This is a genomic window from Diplocloster modestus (assembly GCF_019042245.1).
GTDB lineage: Bacteria > Bacillota > Clostridia > Lachnospirales > Lachnospiraceae > Diplocloster > Diplocloster modestus.
Genome location: NZ_JAHQCX010000020.1, coordinates 71,009 through 88,650, shown reverse-complemented (window position 1 = coordinate 88,650; position 17,642 = coordinate 71,009). Strand labels below are relative to the sequence as shown.

At 49.9% G+C, this 17,642-nt stretch carries 14 protein-coding genes; 5 read left to right on the top strand and 9 right to left on the bottom strand.

Going from position 1 to position 17,642, the window contains the following annotated elements:
• Window positions 1–49: 49 nt before the first annotated feature.
• The 5 genes from KTH90_RS21465 to KTH90_RS21445 all read left to right on the top strand — a co-directional run bounded on the left by KTH90_RS21465 (window position 50) and on the right by KTH90_RS21445 (window position 8,006).
• On the top strand, window positions 50–2,134 hold the full coding sequence (locus KTH90_RS21465) for an efflux RND transporter permease subunit (protein ID WP_158352971.1): 2,085 nt from the start codon (window positions 50–52) through the stop codon (window positions 2,132–2,134).
• A gap of 127 nt (window positions 2,135–2,261) precedes the next feature.
• Window positions 2,262–4,145 (top strand): WXG100 family type VII secretion target, encoded by a 1,884-nt coding sequence (locus tag KTH90_RS21460; protein ID WP_158352972.1) that lies wholly within the window; start codon window positions 2,262–2,264, stop codon window positions 4,143–4,145.
• Window positions 4,146–4,275: 130 nt separating this feature from the next.
• Window positions 4,276–5,097, top strand: coding sequence for an MBL fold metallo-hydrolase (locus KTH90_RS21455; protein WP_158352973.1), 822 nt, complete (start codon window positions 4,276–4,278; stop codon window positions 5,095–5,097).
• A 116-nt stretch (window positions 5,098–5,213) separates the two neighbouring features.
• Complete coding sequence (clpB, locus tag KTH90_RS21450; RefSeq protein WP_158352974.1) at window positions 5,214–7,805, top strand: ATP-dependent chaperone ClpB; 2,592 nt, start codon at window positions 5,214–5,216, stop codon at window positions 7,803–7,805.
• A gap of 15 nt (window positions 7,806–7,820) precedes the next feature.
• Window positions 7,821–8,006, top strand: coding sequence for a DUF4250 domain-containing protein (locus tag KTH90_RS21445; protein WP_158352975.1), 186 nt, complete (start codon window positions 7,821–7,823; stop codon window positions 8,004–8,006).
• 224 nt (window positions 8,007–8,230) lie between these two features.
• Here the strand turns inward: KTH90_RS21445 and putP are convergent, their stop codons facing one another.
• From putP to KTH90_RS21400, 9 genes are all read right to left on the bottom strand, one after another.
• The gene (putP, locus tag KTH90_RS21440; RefSeq protein WP_158352976.1) at window positions 8,231–9,787 is read right to left on the bottom strand and encodes a sodium/proline symporter PutP; all 1,557 of its coding nucleotides are present in this window, start codon (window positions 9,785–9,787) and stop codon (window positions 8,231–8,233) included.
• Between the two features lie 93 nt (window positions 9,788–9,880).
• Window positions 9,881–10,243 carry an ArsR/SmtB family transcription factor gene (locus tag KTH90_RS21435; protein WP_158352977.1) on the bottom strand — a complete coding sequence of 121 codons (363 nt, stop codon included), beginning with the start codon at window positions 10,241–10,243 and terminating at the stop codon, window positions 9,881–9,883.
• A gap of 53 nt (window positions 10,244–10,296) precedes the next feature.
• A complete protein-coding gene (locus KTH90_RS21430; protein WP_158352978.1) occupies window positions 10,297–11,622 on the bottom strand; it encodes a S41 family peptidase in 1,326 nt (441 codons plus the stop codon).
• Window positions 11,623–11,688: 66 nt separating this feature from the next.
• Window positions 11,689–12,858, bottom strand: coding sequence for a murein hydrolase activator EnvC family protein (locus tag KTH90_RS21425; RefSeq protein ID WP_158352979.1), 1,170 nt, complete (start codon window positions 12,856–12,858; stop codon window positions 11,689–11,691).
• A gap of 9 nt (window positions 12,859–12,867) precedes the next feature.
• Window positions 12,868–13,776 (bottom strand): permease-like cell division protein FtsX, encoded by a 909-nt coding sequence (gene ftsX / locus KTH90_RS21420; RefSeq protein ID WP_158352980.1) that lies wholly within the window; start codon window positions 13,774–13,776, stop codon window positions 12,868–12,870.
• A complete protein-coding gene (ftsE, locus tag KTH90_RS21415) occupies window positions 13,766–14,458 on the bottom strand; it encodes a cell division ATP-binding protein FtsE (protein WP_158352981.1) in 693 nt (230 codons plus the stop codon). Before ftsE ends, ftsX begins: the two co-directional genes overlap by 11 nt.
• A gap of 18 nt (window positions 14,459–14,476) precedes the next feature.
• Window positions 14,477–15,565, bottom strand: a complete 1,089-nt coding sequence (locus KTH90_RS21410; protein ID WP_158352982.1) for a PucR family transcriptional regulator — start codon at window positions 15,563–15,565, stop codon at window positions 14,477–14,479.
• A gap of 187 nt (window positions 15,566–15,752) precedes the next feature.
• A complete protein-coding gene (locus KTH90_RS21405; RefSeq protein ID WP_158352983.1) occupies window positions 15,753–16,616 on the bottom strand; it encodes a YitT family protein in 864 nt (287 codons plus the stop codon).
• Window positions 16,613–17,335: a WecB/TagA/CpsF family glycosyltransferase gene (locus tag KTH90_RS21400; RefSeq protein WP_158352984.1), complete on the bottom strand. Its 723-nt coding sequence runs from the start codon at window positions 17,333–17,335 to the stop codon at window positions 16,613–16,615. Before KTH90_RS21400 ends, KTH90_RS21405 begins: the two co-directional genes overlap by 4 nt.
• Window positions 17,336–17,642: the final 307 nt, after the last annotated feature.

Here is a 17,642-nt window from a genome sequence, read left to right as displayed (position 1 = left end):
ATCACCATGTATATTATTATAGATATATGAAAGAAAGTCAACACGACGTATGAAAACAGAGGTGATTTTTCTGGAAATTTTATCGAAACACTTATTAAAACATAAAAAAAGTGTGACGGTTCTGTTTCTTACCGCGGCCCTCACATTCGGTCTGCTGATCCCCCTGGTCAAGATCAATTACAATATGGCCGACTATCTCCCCGAGCACGCGCAGTCCACGAAAGCCCTCCAGATCATGGCGGACGAATTCGGCGGTTCCGTGCCCAACATCCGCATTATGGTTCCCATTTCCTCGATACCGGAGGCATTGTCTTTTAAGAGACAGTTGGAGGCGATGGGTGGGATCTCGGAGGTCCTCTGGCTGGACAGCGCCGCGGATCTGAAGCAGCCGCTTCAAATGCTGGATCCGGACACGGTGGGAACTTATTATAAAGATGGCATGGCGCTCTTTGACGCCACGATCAGCCCCGGCGGGGAAGCCGCTGCTGTGGAAGCCCTTTACCGCCTGGTGGGAACCGGCGGCGCCCTATCCGGAGAAGCGGTTACTATCGCCTCCGCCCAGGAGATGGCCCAGACCGAAACTCTGCGGGCCATGCTGATCCTGGTTCCCCTTATCCTCCTTATACTGCTGCTTTTTACCTCCTCGTGGATAGAACCGTTATTCTTTTTGCTGGCTATCGGAGTTGCGGTGCTGATCAATCTGGGCACCAACCTGTTTCTGGGAGAAATCTCATTTATCACCCAGGCGGTCAGTCCGATTCTGCAGCTGGCGGTATCTCTGGATTATGCCATCTTCCTGCTGCATCGGTTTTCCGAATGCCGCCAGGAGGTGGAGGATCCGCAGCTGGCGATGCAGATGGCTATGAAAAAAGCCTTTTCGGCTATCGCCGCCTCCGCCGCGACTACCTTGTTCGGCTTCGTAGCTCTGAGCTTTATGAAATTCCGGATCGGCCCGGACTTAAGCCTGAACCTGGTGAAAGGAATCCTGCTGAGTTTCCTGTCCGTAATGATCTTTCTTCCGGCCATCACAATGTGCTTTTATAAATGGATCGACAAGACCAGACACCGTCAGCTGCTGCCGGTCTGGAAGGGAATCGGGAAATTCGCGCTGCGTCTGAGGATCCCGGTGCTGGTGCTGATGGCGCTGCTGATCATTCCGGGATATCTGGCTCAATCACGCGCGTCTTTTACCTATGGTATGGGGGATAATTCTCCCGGAAGCCGGCTGATGAAAGACGCGGAGGCCATCAACGATACCTTCGGGGAGTCCACCGCCATCGTTCTCCTTGTCCCCAGGGGCGACATGGCGGCCGAAAGGGAGCTGGGTCTTACCCTGAAAAAGCTGGACCCTGTGACCGGTGTCATCTCCTATACAACCATGGCGGACGCCGCGATCCCCTCCGATTATCTGGACGCGTCGGTTACCAGCCAGTTTTATTCGGAGCACTATGCCAGGATCATTGTAAATACGGATACTAAGGAGGAGGGGACGGTGGCCTTCGATACGGTGGAGCAGGTAATGGCCGCGGCACATTCCCTGTATCCGGAAGGCGTCTACTCCTGCGGGGAAAGCGTCAACCTCTATGACATGAAAACTGCCGTAACGGCAGATAACCGCTTGGTGAACCTGATCGCGCTGCTCTCCATCGCGCTGGTGCTTCTATTGACCTTCCGTTCCCTGACATTCCCGCTCCTGTTGCTTCTAACCATAGAAACGGCGATCTGGATTAATCTGGCGGTTCCATATTTCCAGGATTCCACCCTGAACTATCTGGGATTTCTGGTTATCAATACCGTTCAGCTGGGTGCCACGGTGGACTATGCCATCCTCCTGTCCGACAGGTACAAAGAGAACCGTAAGAACCTGCCCGCCAGGGAATCCCTCTGTAAAACTCTGGCGGACAATTATTTGTCGATATTGGTTTCCGGGTCCATCCTGTCCTCCGCCGGTTTCTGCCTGTATCTGACATCATCGAACCAGATTATCTCCCAGCTGGGGCTTTTGCTGGGGCGGGGGACTATTCTGTCTATGCTGATGGTCCTGCTCTTCCTGCCCGCGTTGCTGCTGTTGTTTGATCCGCTGCTGCGGATCACGACGATCCGTTCCAATTTTTACAGGAAGGGACGCAGTTAAACGCGCCACTGGAGGTTAAGGTTGAACAAAATGTTCACCCATCTCTTCGCATAGCATGTGAAAAAAGGTACCGTGTACCTTTTTCCGTAGAATTTATGGCGCGGTAAACGCGCCACTGGAGGAAAATATGAAAAAACGAATTCTCTGTCTGATTTTGGCTGCCGCGCTGCCTCTCTCCTGCTTTCTCGCTATGGCCCTGCCTGTACAGGCCGGGGAAAATAACGAACCTGCATCCGGCCAGGACAGCACCGCCGGCACCCCTCTGGATGATTATACCAAAGATGAGGTAGTCTACGGTAAGCTCTCTTCAGACGGGTTGGTCCAGTCCGTCTATGTGGTCAATACGCTCTACACCCGGGAAGCAGGGGTTGTCATTGATTATGGCGCATACGACTCTGTCTCGAACCTGACCGATGAGTCCGCCATCCGCTCAGAAAATGGGGAAAATTTCCTGACTGTGCCTGATGGTACGTTCTACTATCAGGGAAATCTGGACGCTCGCCCGCTTCCCTGGACCTATACCATAAATTATCAGCTTGACGGCGTTCTGGTCCGCGCGGACCAGCTGGCCGGCGCAACTGGACATCTGGCCCTGCAGATCCATACCGCACAGACTCCGGATATGGATCCGTCCTTCTACGACAATTATATGATGCAGATCACTGTTACCATGGATAACCGGCTCAGCCGGAATATCATCGCCCCGGATGCTTCCATCGCGAATGCCGGCTCAAACAAACAGATCGTATTCACCGCGCTTCCGGGTAAGGAAGGCGATTTTTCACTGGAAGCCGATGTGAATGACTTTGCCATGGACGGTATTATGATCGCCGCCCTCCCCTTTTCTATGGCCATCGAGATGCCGGACACTTCCGAAATGACCGGTGATATCACGGAACTGTCCGATGCCATCGATCAGCTGAATCAGGGCGTGGCGGACCTGTCCGGAGGCATCCGTGCGCTGCAGGACGGCAGCAAGGATCTGGCGTCCGGTTCTGCGAAGTTCCAGGACGGCATGCATAAGCTGGACGCAAATACGGATAAACTGCAGGCCGCCTCCGCCACGATCCGGGACGCTCTGGACACCATATCCTCCTCGCTTAAGGATCAGGCCGGAGATATAGACATGAGCAGTCTGAACCAGCTGCCCGGTGCCCTGCGGGAGATGTCCGCAGGCCTTAATCAGGCTGTCGGAGGCCTTACACAGCTCCGGGATAATTACAAGCTGGCTTATGACGCCCTCGTGCCGGCCTTAGAAGCGCTGGATGACAGTCAGCTGACTTCCGAAGAACTGGCGTTCCTGCAGTCCATGATGACCCCCGGCTCCGGTACCGGCAGTCAGCTGCCGCTGGAGCTTACCCCCCTCGTTCCGATTCTTCAAAAATTGGCCAACACATACACATCGGCCCTGACCGCCAAAGGGACTTTCGATGCTGTCAAAGAGGCGTTCGGCGCGGTAGACTCGACTCTCTCTTCGCTTATCACGCCGCTTGGAACCATCAGCTCTTCCCTTGGTACTATGGCAGACGGAATTGGACAGTCACTGAAAGACAACGATATCTCCTCCGCGCTGTCTCAATTGACGAAGGGGCTTTCCGATCTGTCCTCCAATTATTCCACGTTCCATTCCGGGCTTGTCGCATATACAAATGGCGTGTCCGATCTGGCCAGCGCTTACGACGTGCTGGATCAGGGAATCGGGCAGCTGGCCGACGGCACAAGCGAACTTGACAAAGGCGGCGGCCGGTTGAAATCCGGAACCCATGAACTCTATGTGAATACCAGGGATCTGCCCGACCGCCTGCCGGAAGAGATCGATAAGCTCATGGAGGAGTATGACAAGACAGACTTTCATCCGGTGTCTTTCGTGGACGGCCGCAATAAGCATATAGAACAGGTCCAGTTTGTCGTATCCGCGCCGCCTGTCAAAATTCCCGAGAAAGCGGCTCCACAGGCAACGGATTCCAAACCGCAGACAATTTGGGAGAAATTCCTGGATCTGTTTCGGTAGGAATGCCGTAAAACCACTCCTTCCCCCCTCCCTGAGACTGTCCAAAACTTGACAATCCAATGATGACAGGATTAAAGTATTAAATGATAGATTCGGAATCCGCACTAAAAAGAAAGGAACATCCGAAGTCATGAAGATAACCTGGTATGGGACTGCATCCATAGTACTGGAATCCGGTGGAGAAAGGATACTATTCGATCCTTTTGTCCAGCTTCGCGGCGGGGAACACATATTCCCGCCGGACACATTTGCGCAGGAAAAGCATATATTTATCACCCACGGTCATGTCGACCACCTGCTCTCAGTACCTGATATCCAGAAAATCTCCGGAGCGGATATCTATTGCACAGATCGCCCGGCAGACACTCTGGAGCATTACGGCGGCAGGTATGGACAAATGATCCGCATCACTCCGGGTGACCGGATCAGCATCGGCGGTATTCAGGTCACGGTATTGCCGGGTAAGCATATATCGTTTGACTGGCGCCTGATCGTAGTTGTGTTATCTCGTCCGCAGACTTATCTGCAGCTGCGAAACAGTCTGTTCTTAGCAAAAATGCACCACCGGTTTCCGGAAAACGGTGAGATCGTGATATATCAGATTGAGGCGGAAGGGAAAATGTTGTTATTAATGGGCAGCCTGGGCCTTTCAGACGGAGTGGATTATCCGCGGGGTGCGGACCTTTTGATCCTTCCGTTTCAGGGCCGCAGCCGGCTTTCAGAAGCTGCTCTCCCTGTGATCGAAAAACTGAATCCCAAGAGTGTGCTGCTGGATCACTTTGACGATGCGTTTCCTCCCATTTCCAGTTCAATCAGCACTGTAGAATTTGTGAAACGGATGGCAGAGATACATCCTGATCATAAAATAATCATTCCGTTGGCAGGCATACCCATTAATATAACCGCTTCCCCCTCATCCCTCAAAAACCGCATTCCTCCAAAGAACGTCTAATATTTTGAAAAAAACTATTGCTTTTTTTTCTTTTATCTGTTATATCTATTATAGAACAGACATTCAAAGAGTAAATTGACATTTTTCAGATATAATGACTATAAGGAGGAAAACATATGAACATCAGTAAATTTACCCAAAAATCCATTCAGGCCGTCAACGACTGTGAAAAGCTGGCCTATGAATACGGAAATCAGGAAATAGAACAGGAACACCTGCTGTACTCCCTGCTCACCCAGGAGGACAGCCTGATTCTGAAGCTGATCGAGAAGATGGAGATTCAGCCGAAATACTTCGTCAACCGGGTAGAACAGGGCCTGCAGAAACGGGTCAAGGTATCCGGGGGAAATGTATATGTAGGGCAGAATCTGAATAAGGTGCTTCTCTCAGCCGAAGAAGAGGCGAAACAGATGGGCGATGAATATGTGTCGGTGGAGCATCTTTTCCTGGCTCTGATCCGTCAGCCCAATCAGGAGATCAAGGCAATTTTCAAAGAATTCGGAATTACCAGAGACCGTTTTCTTCAGGCCCTTTCCACAGTCCGGGGAAACCAAAGAGTAACTACGGATAACCCGGAAGCCACCTATGATACCTTAAATAAATATGGATATGATCTGGTGGAGCGGGCCAGGGATCAGCAGTTAGATCCTGTCATCGGCCGTGATGCGGAGATCCGGAATGTGGTCCGCATCCTCTCCCGTAAAACCAAGAACAATCCCGTGCTGATCGGTGAGCCCGGCGTCGGTAAGACCGCAGTCGTGGAAGGACTGGCCCAGAGAATCGTCCGGGGTGACGTTCCAGAGGGATTAAAAGACAAAAAATTATTTGCCCTGGATATGGGTGCTCTGGTGGCCGGCGCCAAGTACCGCGGTGAATTTGAGGAGCGTTTGAAAGCCGTACTGGAAGAAGTGAAAAAAAGCGAGGGGCAGATTATCCTGTTTATCGATGAGCTTCACACGATCGTAGGAGCCGGCAAGACCGAGGGTTCCATGGACGCCGGTAATATGTTGAAGCCCATGCTGGCCAGAGGCGAACTGCACTGCATCGGCGCCACCACGTTAGACGAATACCGCAAATATATCGAGAAGGACGCCGCCCTGGAGCGGAGGTTCCAGCCGGTGACTGTGGATGAACCCACAGTGGAGGATACCATTTCCATTCTGCGGGGTTTAAAGGAACGCTACGAAGTATTCCATGGCGTAAAGATCTCGGATGCTGCCCTGGTATCAGCGGCTACCCTCTCCCATCGCTACATTTCCGACCGTTTCCTGCCGGATAAGGCCATCGATCTGGTCGACGAGGCCTGCGCCCTGATTAAAACCGAGCTGGACTCCATGCCTACGGAGCTGGATGAATTACAGCGTAAGGTCATGCAGCTGGAGATCGAGGAAGCTGCGCTTAAGAAGGAAACCGACCGGTTAAGCCAGGATCGTCTGGAATCCCTGCAGAAGGAACTGGCGGATCTGCGGGAAGAATTCCAGGGAAAAAAAGCCCAGTGGGATAACGAGAAAAAATCCGTGGATAACCTGTCCAAATTAAGAGAAGAGATCGAAGAATTAAACAAGCAGATTCAGCTGGCCCAGCGGAATTACGATCTGGAAAAAGCTGCTGAATTACAATACGGAAAACTGCCGCAGTTAAAACAGCAGTTAGAAATCGAGGAACAGCGGGTAAAAGAAAAAGACTTAACATTGGTCCATGAAAGTGTTACGGATGAGGAAATCGCCAAAATCATCTCCCGCTGGACTGGAATCCCTGTGGCGAAATTAACGGAAAGCGAGCGCAGCAAAACCCTGCATCTGGATGAGGAACTGCACAAGCGGGTGATCGGCCAGGAGGAAGGCGTAACTAAGGTAACCGAAGCGATTATCCGCTCCAAAGCCGGGATCAAAGATCCCACCAAACCCATCGGTTCCTTCCTGTTCTTAGGGCCCACCGGTGTGGGGAAAACTGAGCTGGCAAAAGCTCTGGCAACCAGTCTGTTCGATGACGAGCAAAACATGGTACGGATCGACATGAGTGAATACATGGAGAAATATTCCGTCTCCCGTCTGATCGGAGCGCCTCCCGGATATGTAGGTTACGAGGAAGGCGGCCAGCTGACAGAAGCCGTGCGCCGGAAACCCTATTCGGTGGTCCTGTTTGACGAGATCGAGAAAGCCCACCCGGATGTGTTCAACGTACTGCTGCAGGTGCTGGATGACGGCCGGATTACCGATTCCCAGGGACGTACCGTGGATTTTAAAAACACCATACTGATCATGACCTCCAACATCGGATCTTCCTATCTTCTGGAAGGTATCGACGAGGAAGGTAATATACAGTCTGAGAACGAGGAACTGGTCATGAATGACCTTCGTGCCCATTTCCGCCCCGAATTCCTGAACAGGCTGGATGAAATCATCATGTTCAAGCCATTGACGAAGGAGAACATCCGTAGTATCATCGACCTGTTGGTGGATGATCTGAACCGCCGGTTATCGGATCGTGAACTTACGATTTTCCTGACCGATGCGGCTAAGGTGTACGTCACGGATCACGGTTATGATCCGGTGTACGGAGCCAGACCTCTGAAGCGTTTCGTTCAAAAGTATGTGGAAACCCTGGCTGCCAGATTAATTTTATCCGATCAGGTTAGGGCCGGGGACACCATTGTGATCGATACTATGGGGGATGACCTTACCGCCTACGCATCACATTCAGAATAAGGAGATTTTCCATTCATGCTGCCTGACACACTGCCCAAGGACCCCGTAATACTACTGAGCTATATAAATACCCAGTTAAGAGATTTCTATCCGGACTTGTCCAGCATGTGCAAAGCACTGCAGATCAGTAAATCGGATTTGATCTACAAACTGTATGAAATTGATTATGAGTACGATCCCGCTGTCAATCAGTTCCGGTAAGAAACGGGCAGGGACTCATATAAAATAGAGTTTCGCTTGCGAAACTCTCCGCCTGCGGCGGGCCGCGTAAGCGGCATCTTCCTTTCCGCCGCTGTGCGATCCCCCGGAGGGTTTTAATTTCATAGGAGCACTTTCCTATGAAATTAAAAAACCGCGCCGGCTGTTATGTTACCCATAACAGCCGGCGCGGTTTTTATTTATACAGAGGCATCCGAGCCGCAGTTTTATTCAACACCTATATTTCCGCTTCTCACATCCTCAAATTCCTGAAGCATTTCTGTGGAAGGAGCCTTGGTCAGCAGGCTGACCACCACGATCAGGACCAGGCTGATAGCAAAGCCGATGACCAGCGAATACAGGCCCGTCACTGATCCCAGTGTCTGTCCGTTAACAAGAGGTATGTAATCCCAGATAATAACCGTCAGGCCTCCGGAGACGATACCCGCGATGGCGCCGCCCAGATTCGCCCGTTTCCAGTACAGGGACAGTAATACCGTGGGGCCGAAGGCGGCACCCAGGCCCGCCCAGGCGTTGGACACCAGTCCCATAATACTGCTGTTGGGATTCCAGGCGATGAAGTAGGCGATGACCGCGATACAGACTACAATGATCCGGCTCAATAAAAGGACATTCTTATCCTTGGCCTTCGGGTTGATGACCCCTTTGTAGAGATCCTCTGATGCGGAGGACGCCGCGACCAGCAGCTGGGAATCCGCTGTGGACATGATCGCCGCCAGGATGCCGCACAGGAAAATACCGCCGATGAACGGAATACGGATGTCTTTTGTAAATACTTGAACAATCATATTGATAAACACATTCTCAGCTGAGCCTGTGGTCTCCGTGCCCAGGATCGTGGGGAAGAGATAAGCCCTTCCGATGATACCGATAAAGCAGCCGAAGAACAGGGAGACAGCCACCCATACAATCGCAATAATTCTGGACTGTTTGAGTTCCTTCTCACTCTTAACCGCCATGAATCTGACTAAAATATGGGGCATACCGCAGTAGCCCAGTCCCCAGCCGATCTGGGAAATAATATCGATGAACCCAAAAGGTTTTCCGCCGTTATGGAAGATATTCAGATAGGAATCCACCCCTCCGGCCACATTGGTCTGAGCCAGGATATCGGACAGATTCGCAGGCCCTACAATTACATAACAGAGGATCGGAACCGTCATCAGCCCCACCAGCATCAAAAGCCCCTGGATAAAGTCTGTGGTACACACGGCCATAAAGCCGCCCATAAAGGTGTAACCCAGTATAACCACCACGCCGATGGTCAGCGCGATGCGATAGTCTACTCCAAATACGATATTAAACATCTTACCGCCGGCCGCAAACGCGGATGCCGTATAGACGACGAAAAAGATCACGATCACGATGGAAGACGCGATCAGCAGAATCCTTTTCTTGTCATGGAAGCGGTTTTCAAAATATTCCGGCAGCGTCAGCGAGTTATTCGCGCGTATCGTATACCGTCTGAGTCTGGTCGAAATGAAAAGCCAGTTGCATACGGTTCCCAGGAATAATCCGATGGCGATCCAGGACTGTCCGGTTCCCAGCGCATAGACTGTGCCGGGAAGTCCCATCAGCAGCCAACCGCTCATATCGGAAGCCTGGGCCGACAGGGCTGCCACCCATTTTCCAAGGCCGCGGCCCCCCAGGAAATAATCCTCCGTATTCTTGGTCTTGCGCATGAAGCTAAATCCAATCAGAAGCATTCCCAGCATGTAGACCGCAAACGCCACCAAAACCCATACTAAATCTGTTTTACTCATTCTCTCCTCTTCTCCTCACTTCTCTTTTTTCTGAACAGTTTCCTGTTGCTGTGTCTTACGGTATCCCCCACACCAAATGTCCGCGGAACACCTTTATTCTTCTATATGTTCCAGCCCCTGGTTCATAATCGTTTGAATGTGATCATCCGCAAGGGAATAGAAGATCGTCTTTCCATCCCGCCTGAATTTCACCAGTTTCATCTGCTTCAGCACGCGCAGCTGGTGCGAGATGGCCGACTGTGTCATGCCAAGCAGCTGTGCAATATCGCAGACACACATTTCCGCCTGGAACAAAACATATAAGATTTTGATTCTCGTGCTGTCGCCAAATACCTTAAAGAAGTCAGCCAGATCATACAACTCCTGTTCCGGCGGTATACGGTTTTTCACTTTTTCCACGATATCCTCATGTACATGGATATATTCGCAGCGTTCCACACCATTGTTATTGCTCATTGTTTCCTCCTTGCGTGCGTTTTCCCGCCCAGATCGGTATACCAATGTGCTGCTCACTGCCCTTTCAGTATTTCTATTGCCTTCTGCAGCTGATTATCCTGCTCCTTCGGGATGATCGCCATCTTTTTCAGATCGTCGTTCAATTCAATTTCCACATCCGGATCGATTCCCACTTCGTGAATATAATTCCCCTTTGGCGTAAAATATTTCGACACGGTTAATTTCACCGCAGTGTCATCTCCCAAGTCAAAGATTTTCTGTACAATTCCCTTTCCATAGGTTGTGGTTCCTACCAGGGTGCCGATGCCATAATCTTTTACAGCCCCGGCAAATATTTCTGCTGCACTGGCACTACTGCCGTTGACCAGGACTACCAGCGGAATGTCTAACGGGTTTTTCCCCTCTCCGCTGATCTCCTCGCGGTTGCCATATTTATCTTCCGTGTATACGATCAGCCCGGCCGGAAGGATCTGCTCCAGGGTCTTGCACACCGAATCCAGCACGCCGCCCGGATTATCCCTTACATCGATAATCAGTGAAGTCATCCCCTGGTTTCTCAGATCTTCCATGGCTTCCTGGAACTGTTGCTGGGTTACCAGATCGTCAAACTGGGTAATCAGCAGATAACCGATCCCATCGTCCAGCATCTCATACTCTACAGTAGAAACCGTCACCTCACGGCGTTCCACATCAAACTTAAGCGGTTCTGTCTCATCATCCCGGACGACCTCCACACGCACAGTGCCGACACCGTCGTTGCTGGTCTTTACAACGGATACTACACTCTGCAGGTCCATACCGGTCACTTCCTGGCCGGCCACTTTGTAGAGGATATCGCCTCTTTGCAGTCCCGCCTCCTCGGCAGGGGAATCCCGGAACACTCTCAGCACAGTGACCACTCCGGTCTTCATATTCTGGGACATCAGAATACCGATCCCGTTATAAATACCGGTGGTGGATTCCATCAAAGAGACGTAATCCTCTTTTGTATAATAGACGGAATAGGGATCGCCGAGCCCTGCCACATATCCATAATACAAGGTCTCAACGAGCTGCTCCTCATCTATATCCCCCATATACCTGGTATCGATCAGAGACTTGATCTGTTCCAGTTTCCGGTCAATCGCATCCGTGTCAAGCTGCTGTTCTGCCGCCGGATCTCCAGGGGTCTGCGAGGGCTGTGCTCCCGCTCCTTTCGGTTCCAGACTCTTAATAAAAAATACGACAGCCAGGACACATAAAGTGGCCAAAACTCCCCCAAAAAAGCCTTTCCAGACACCATGATTTCTCTTCGGATCATTCATCTGAAAATCTTCCGGCTCGATATCTCCATCCTTTTCCCGCTCATTCTCTTGATTCCATTCTCTTTTTTCCTGCATCTTGCCTCCTATAAGCGAAGCAGAGCTGTCCGAAGACAGCCCTTTCTTAATTTTGCCTGTTCTCAGTTAACTGACATAATTCCATGGACTGACATAGCTTCCGTTCAACCGAACCGTAAAATGCAGATGCGGGCCGGTAGAGCGGCCGGTAGAACCTACTGCCGCTATCTGCTCCCCCCTGGATACTTTCTGCCCGGAGGATACGTAAAGGGCGGAAGCATGCATATAGATCGTGTATAAACCACTGCCGTGATTGATCATCACATAATTTCCCATGACCGAATCGTAAGCGGCGCTGACAACTTCGCCGTCATAAGCCGCCAGTATCGAGGAACCGGTAGGCGCTCCGATATCAATTCCGTTGTGGAATTTCTCATATCCCAGAGTCGGATGATATCTGGTCCCATAATCGCTGGTGATTCTGGTACTGGCCGGACACGGCCAGGCGAATTGTCCGTTATCATAAGTCTGCCCTGTTTGCCCGCTGTTACTCAACTCCTGCTGGCGTTTTTTCTCTTCTTCCTCCAGACGCTTCATAACCTGGGTCATCTGGGCTAATTCCTGCTCGTACTCCTCTTTTAACTGTTCCGCGTCTGCAATGTCATTTTCGTACCGCTCGATTTCATCATTCTTTTTCTTGATCGCGGACTCCACGCTGGATTTTCGGTCCTCGGCCTCAGACTTCATATCTTCCAGCTCCGTCTTTTCCTGGGTCAGCTTTTCTTCCGTCTCTTCAATATATTCCTTGGTCTCCTGAAACTTCACCAGCATTTTCCGGTCGTACTCTGACATGGCACTCATGTACTCCACCCGTTTGAGTAATTCCGATATACTGCCTGCCTCCAAAAGCATCGAGAGCTGGGAACCCGTACTGTTCTCATACATATATAGAATGCGCAGCTTCATCGCTTCATATTGATCGGCTTCCTGCTCTTTGGCAAGCTCCAGTGCCTCCTGTGTATCGGCGATCTGCTGCTCTTTCTCGGTCAGCTGTTCTTCCAGGGAACCCAGATCATCGACGATCTGGTTCAGGGAGGAATCCAGCTTCTTTATGTAATCCTCCAGGTTTCCCTTTGTCACCTTCATATCCTTTATCTGTTGTTCAACTTCTTTTATATTGGATTCTATTCCGCTTTTTTCCTTCTTCGCGTCCTGAAGGGAGGTTGCAAAAGCGGGCGCCGCCATGACCGTTATCAGTACCCCGGACAGCAGAACCCCTAATATTCGCTTCGTCATGGACAACACCTATACCCTCAAATGCTTACGGATCGTAAAGAAACTACCCAGGAACCCGATACCGACTCCCAAAATCAGTCCAACCGGAAGCAGGGAGTGGAACACTTCCTCCGCCGGCAGAAATACAAACAACCGTGCAAGAGTGATAAACTGGGTCTGCACATAATCCACCAGCTTACTGTAAAGGTAGTAAATAATCCCCAGAGGAATCGCCGAGCCGATTAAGCCGATCAGCAGGCCTTCTACCACAAACGGCGCGCGCACGAAAAAGTCCGTGGCACCGATTAATTTCATAATTGCAATTTCTTCCTTCCGGACCGCGATGCCGATCGTAACCGTATTACTGATCAGGAACACAGCCACCGCCAGCAGGATAAAGATAATGGTAACTGATACATACCCGATCAGCATATTAAAATCGCTCAGGGTATTGGCGGTTATCTCAGACTGGTTCACCTTCTGCACCTCATCCAATGAAGTGATATAGGACACCAGCGTTTTCTGCTTGGATACGTCGTTCATGTAGACTTCCAGGTTGGCCGCCTTGGCAAGGGGGTTGTCCTGTTCAAAACCTTCTGCCAGTTCGCCGGCGTCCTTCAGATAATCCTTGGAAAAAATCTCCCACGCTTCATCCGCGGAGACGTAGATCACATTGGAAACCTCATCCCGCTTTTCGATCTTGCCTTTTACCTCCAGGATCTGCTCTTCCGTTATATTGTCCTTAAAGAAAACGGTGACCGCAACCCCGGCCTCTATATCTTTGATCATACTCTGAAAGTTCATCACTATAGCGAAGAAAAGTCCGAAGAGAAAAATACAGGCTGACATCGTGGCAATCGATGCCAGCGAAAACATTTTATTTCTATATATATTTTTCAGTCCCTGTTTGAGACTGTAGACAATTGTACTAAGCCTCATAATTGTTATACCCGCCTTTTTGTTCGTCGCTTATAATAACGCCCTTATTCATAGTTACGACCCTTTTCTGCATGGCATCCACAATCTCACGGTTGTGGGTGACCACGAGAATGGTGGTTCCCCTGCGCTCATTGATCTCGCTTAACAGCTGCATGATATCCCAGGAATTCTTCGGGTCCAGATTACCGGTGGGCTCGTCACATAACAAAATAGCCGGACCGTTTACCAGCGCCCTGGCTAACGCCACCCTCTGCTGCTCCCCTCCGGAGAGCTGTTTCGGAAATGACTTATATTTCTCCGCAAGCCCAACCAGCGAGAGCATCGCCGGTACCTGCTTGCGGATTCTTCTGGTGGGTGTCTCGATCACCCGCTGTGCGAACGCAATATTTTCATAGACATTGCGGTCCTTCAACAACCGGAAATCCTGGAATACCGTGCCGATATTCCTGCGGTATCTTGGGATCTGACGCTGCTTCAGATCCCCCAGCACTTTATTACCCACAATGATGGAGCCTTCTGTGGGTTCAAGCTCCTTTAGCAGCAGCTTGATCAACGTCGACTTGCCCGAACCGCTGTTGCCGACGACGAACACAAATTCCCCCTTATCGATATGTAAGCTTACGTTCTTCACTGCCGGCGAGCCGGTGGAATAGGATTTGCTTACGTTCTTTAATTCGATCATGTTACCTCCTGTATCTGATTAGTAATTTATCGACTCCATATACTTCATGTATTTTACAACCATCAGTGCGATCTTAAAGGTGATGGCATCCTCAAACACCCGAAGGTCCAGTCCGGTACTCTTCTGCAGTTTATCCAGACGGTATACCAGCGTGTTCCGGTGGATATACAGTTGTCTGGAGGTCTCGGAAACATTCAGGCTGTTCTCGAAAAACTTGTTAATCGTTGTCAATGTCTCTTCGTCAAAATCATCCGGCGATTTGCCGTCAAAGATCTCTTTGATAAACATCTTGCACAGCGGAATGGGCAGCTGATAAATCAGACGGCCGATCCCCAGCGCGCTGTATGCGATAATATCTTTCTCGTCAAAGAAAATTTTGCCCACGTCCAGGGCCATCCGGGCTTCCTTATAGGAGCGGGATACTTCTTTAAGTTCATTGACCACAGTTCCGTATGCGATGTGCACATCGGTCTCACCCTGAGCGGTCAGAAGATCCAGGATCATCCTGGCGGTTTTGTCCAGATCCTCATATCCTTCGTTGACAGCCACTTCTTTGACCACGATTACATTCTTTTCATCCACTGCCGTCACGAAATCTTTGGATTTCGTTCCAAACAGGCCGCGGATATTTTCCATGACGTTGTTATCCTTCTCATGGTCAGTTTCCACGATAAAGACCACCCTGCGCACATCTGTCTCTATGTGCAGCTTCTTGGCCCTGTTATAGATATCGACCAGCAGCAGGTTATCAAGAAGCAGGTTCTTAATAAAGTTATCCTTGTCAAAACGTTCCTTGTAGGCTACTAAAAGGTTCTGAATCTGGAATGCAGCAATCTTCCCAACCATATAGACGTCGTCACTGCCGCCGTTCGCAAGTAATATGTACTCTAACTGCTGGTCATCAAAGACCTTGAAAAACTGGCACCCCTGTACTACCTGGGCATCTGCTGGGGATTCCACAAAAGCCAGCACAGCGTTCTCATAGACCTCTGCTCCCGCAAACGTCGTCGCCAATGGCTTCCCTTCCGTATCTACGATGCATAAATCAATTCTGGTAATTGCTTTCAACCCTTCAATTGTGTTCTGAAGTATCTGGTTGGATATCATCTGCTTCACTCCTTCTACATAATATAGTTATTTTTCACAAAGCGCCCACAAGATTCCCCGCGATTCAAAAGTAACCTAACATATATATTAATGCAATATTACAAAAAAAGAAAGAGGAAATACGAATTTTTTTATGCATTTCCTCAACTTTTTTATGGTAAATCTGTTTTTTTGTGGTATACACAGTTCACAAATGCACTTCCAGGAACCCTTCTCCCAGCACTTCACGGGCATCTGTCACAATTACGAAAGCGTTAGGGTCCATTTTGACCACGATTTGTTTGAGCTGCACGATCTCTTTTTTGGAGACTACACAGAATAACATCAGCTTGTCCGCCCCTGAGTACATCCCTTTCGCTGGGACGCCGGTCAGTCCCCTGTCCAGCTCACTCATAATCATATCCGAGACTTCTTTTTGACGCTCCGTTATAATAAAAGCCGCTTTTGAGAATTTTAATCCTTCTATAATTCCGTCCGACATTCTGGAAACCACAAAAATCGCGATTACCGCATACAATGCCTTGCTGATTCCGAATACATACGCGCCCACCAGCACAACCAGAGCGTCCACCACCTGCATGATCTGAGCGATCGTATAATGGGGCAGATAGTGCTGGATCAGGGCAGCCACCATATCGGTTCCGCCTGTGGTGGCTCTGGCCAGGAACACCAGGCCCATTCCGATTCCGCTGATCACACCGCCGAACAGGGACGCCAGGACCAGGTCATCGATCATCAGGCTGAACACCGGGATCACATACAGCCACGCGGAGAGCGCGACGGTAGCAAACAGCGTTCTTCCTATATAGCGGACTCCTTTTATTTTAGCCGCCAGCAGAAAAACCGGAATATTCAGACAAAGGTTCGTAAGCCAAAGCGGGATACCGCCTTTCAGCAAAGGCCCTGTCATTTCCTTCGCTATTATGGCAATACCTGTGAAACCGCCGGTAACCAGGCCATTGGGATCATAGATCACATTGATGGCCACCGCCATAAGCCCCGTACCTGCCAGGATCAGCAGATAATCCACCCAGGTACTTCTCTTATTCATTTTTCCTGATTCTCCTTTTCCTGATCTCGGTACTTCGTGACTCTTCTCTTGAAAATGCTCTTCTCAATCAGTTTGCTCAGCCAGCTGGTTTTTATTCCTGTATCGCTTATCCCGCTCTGGCTTTTTCCCATACCAACCCATACTTTCGCATTGATCTTCTGCTTATTCCGGATCACGAACTCTTCCTGAAACGGAGAATCTAATGCCGCCATTACCACATCCGGCACAACACTGTTAATCTCGTTCACTATGACATCCTCATCCCCGGTAGTTGTATTCGTGGCGCAGCTGCCGGCAATGTTAACCATAGGATGATGTTCTGTCATATATTCATAAAATTTTTCAAGTTCCATTTCTGTATTCGTCAGTAAGAACAGACTTTTATGCTCGCTTTGCAGCATTTTGATCAGTTCCCGCAAGAATACGTTATCTTCGATCTCCTGCACCCGCTGCGGGTCCGGCATCTCCAGTATACTGAGAATCTCTTTTTCTCTGGCCATACACAGATCCATAGACCTGATCGCCTCTTTTAATTCCGGGTCTTCGTCCGCCGCGACAAAGAGCTCCGGTGTCAATAGCTCCAGGCTGTTCAGACAGTCATTTTCCAGATATTCTTTTACAAGTTCCAAAGCTTCCTGTGCGCTGTAGTCCATAATCTGCAATCCCAAAATATTCATAACCTGACTCATCTTATCACCCGGCAGTTTATCTGCCTTCAACTTTCCAGATTTCTTGCCTATCAAACGCAGGCAGTCCACTAGTCCTATTGAACATTCCACACTCAATAAATTTGAGATCTTAGACCCGAAAACTGCGGGAGGAGGCCCCCGCTTATTTCATTTATAACCAGATATACGTACCTAGTATATCAAACCGATTTTTACTTTGCAAGTGAATTTTGCGCTGTGTACCCTCTAGAATTTTGCGCTGTGTACCTACAGAATTTTGTGCTGTTGGAGCTGGAATTACTGGTCAATAAGATAAAATGATCCTTCGGGCGGGTTGTTATGAATATAGTTTTATAGT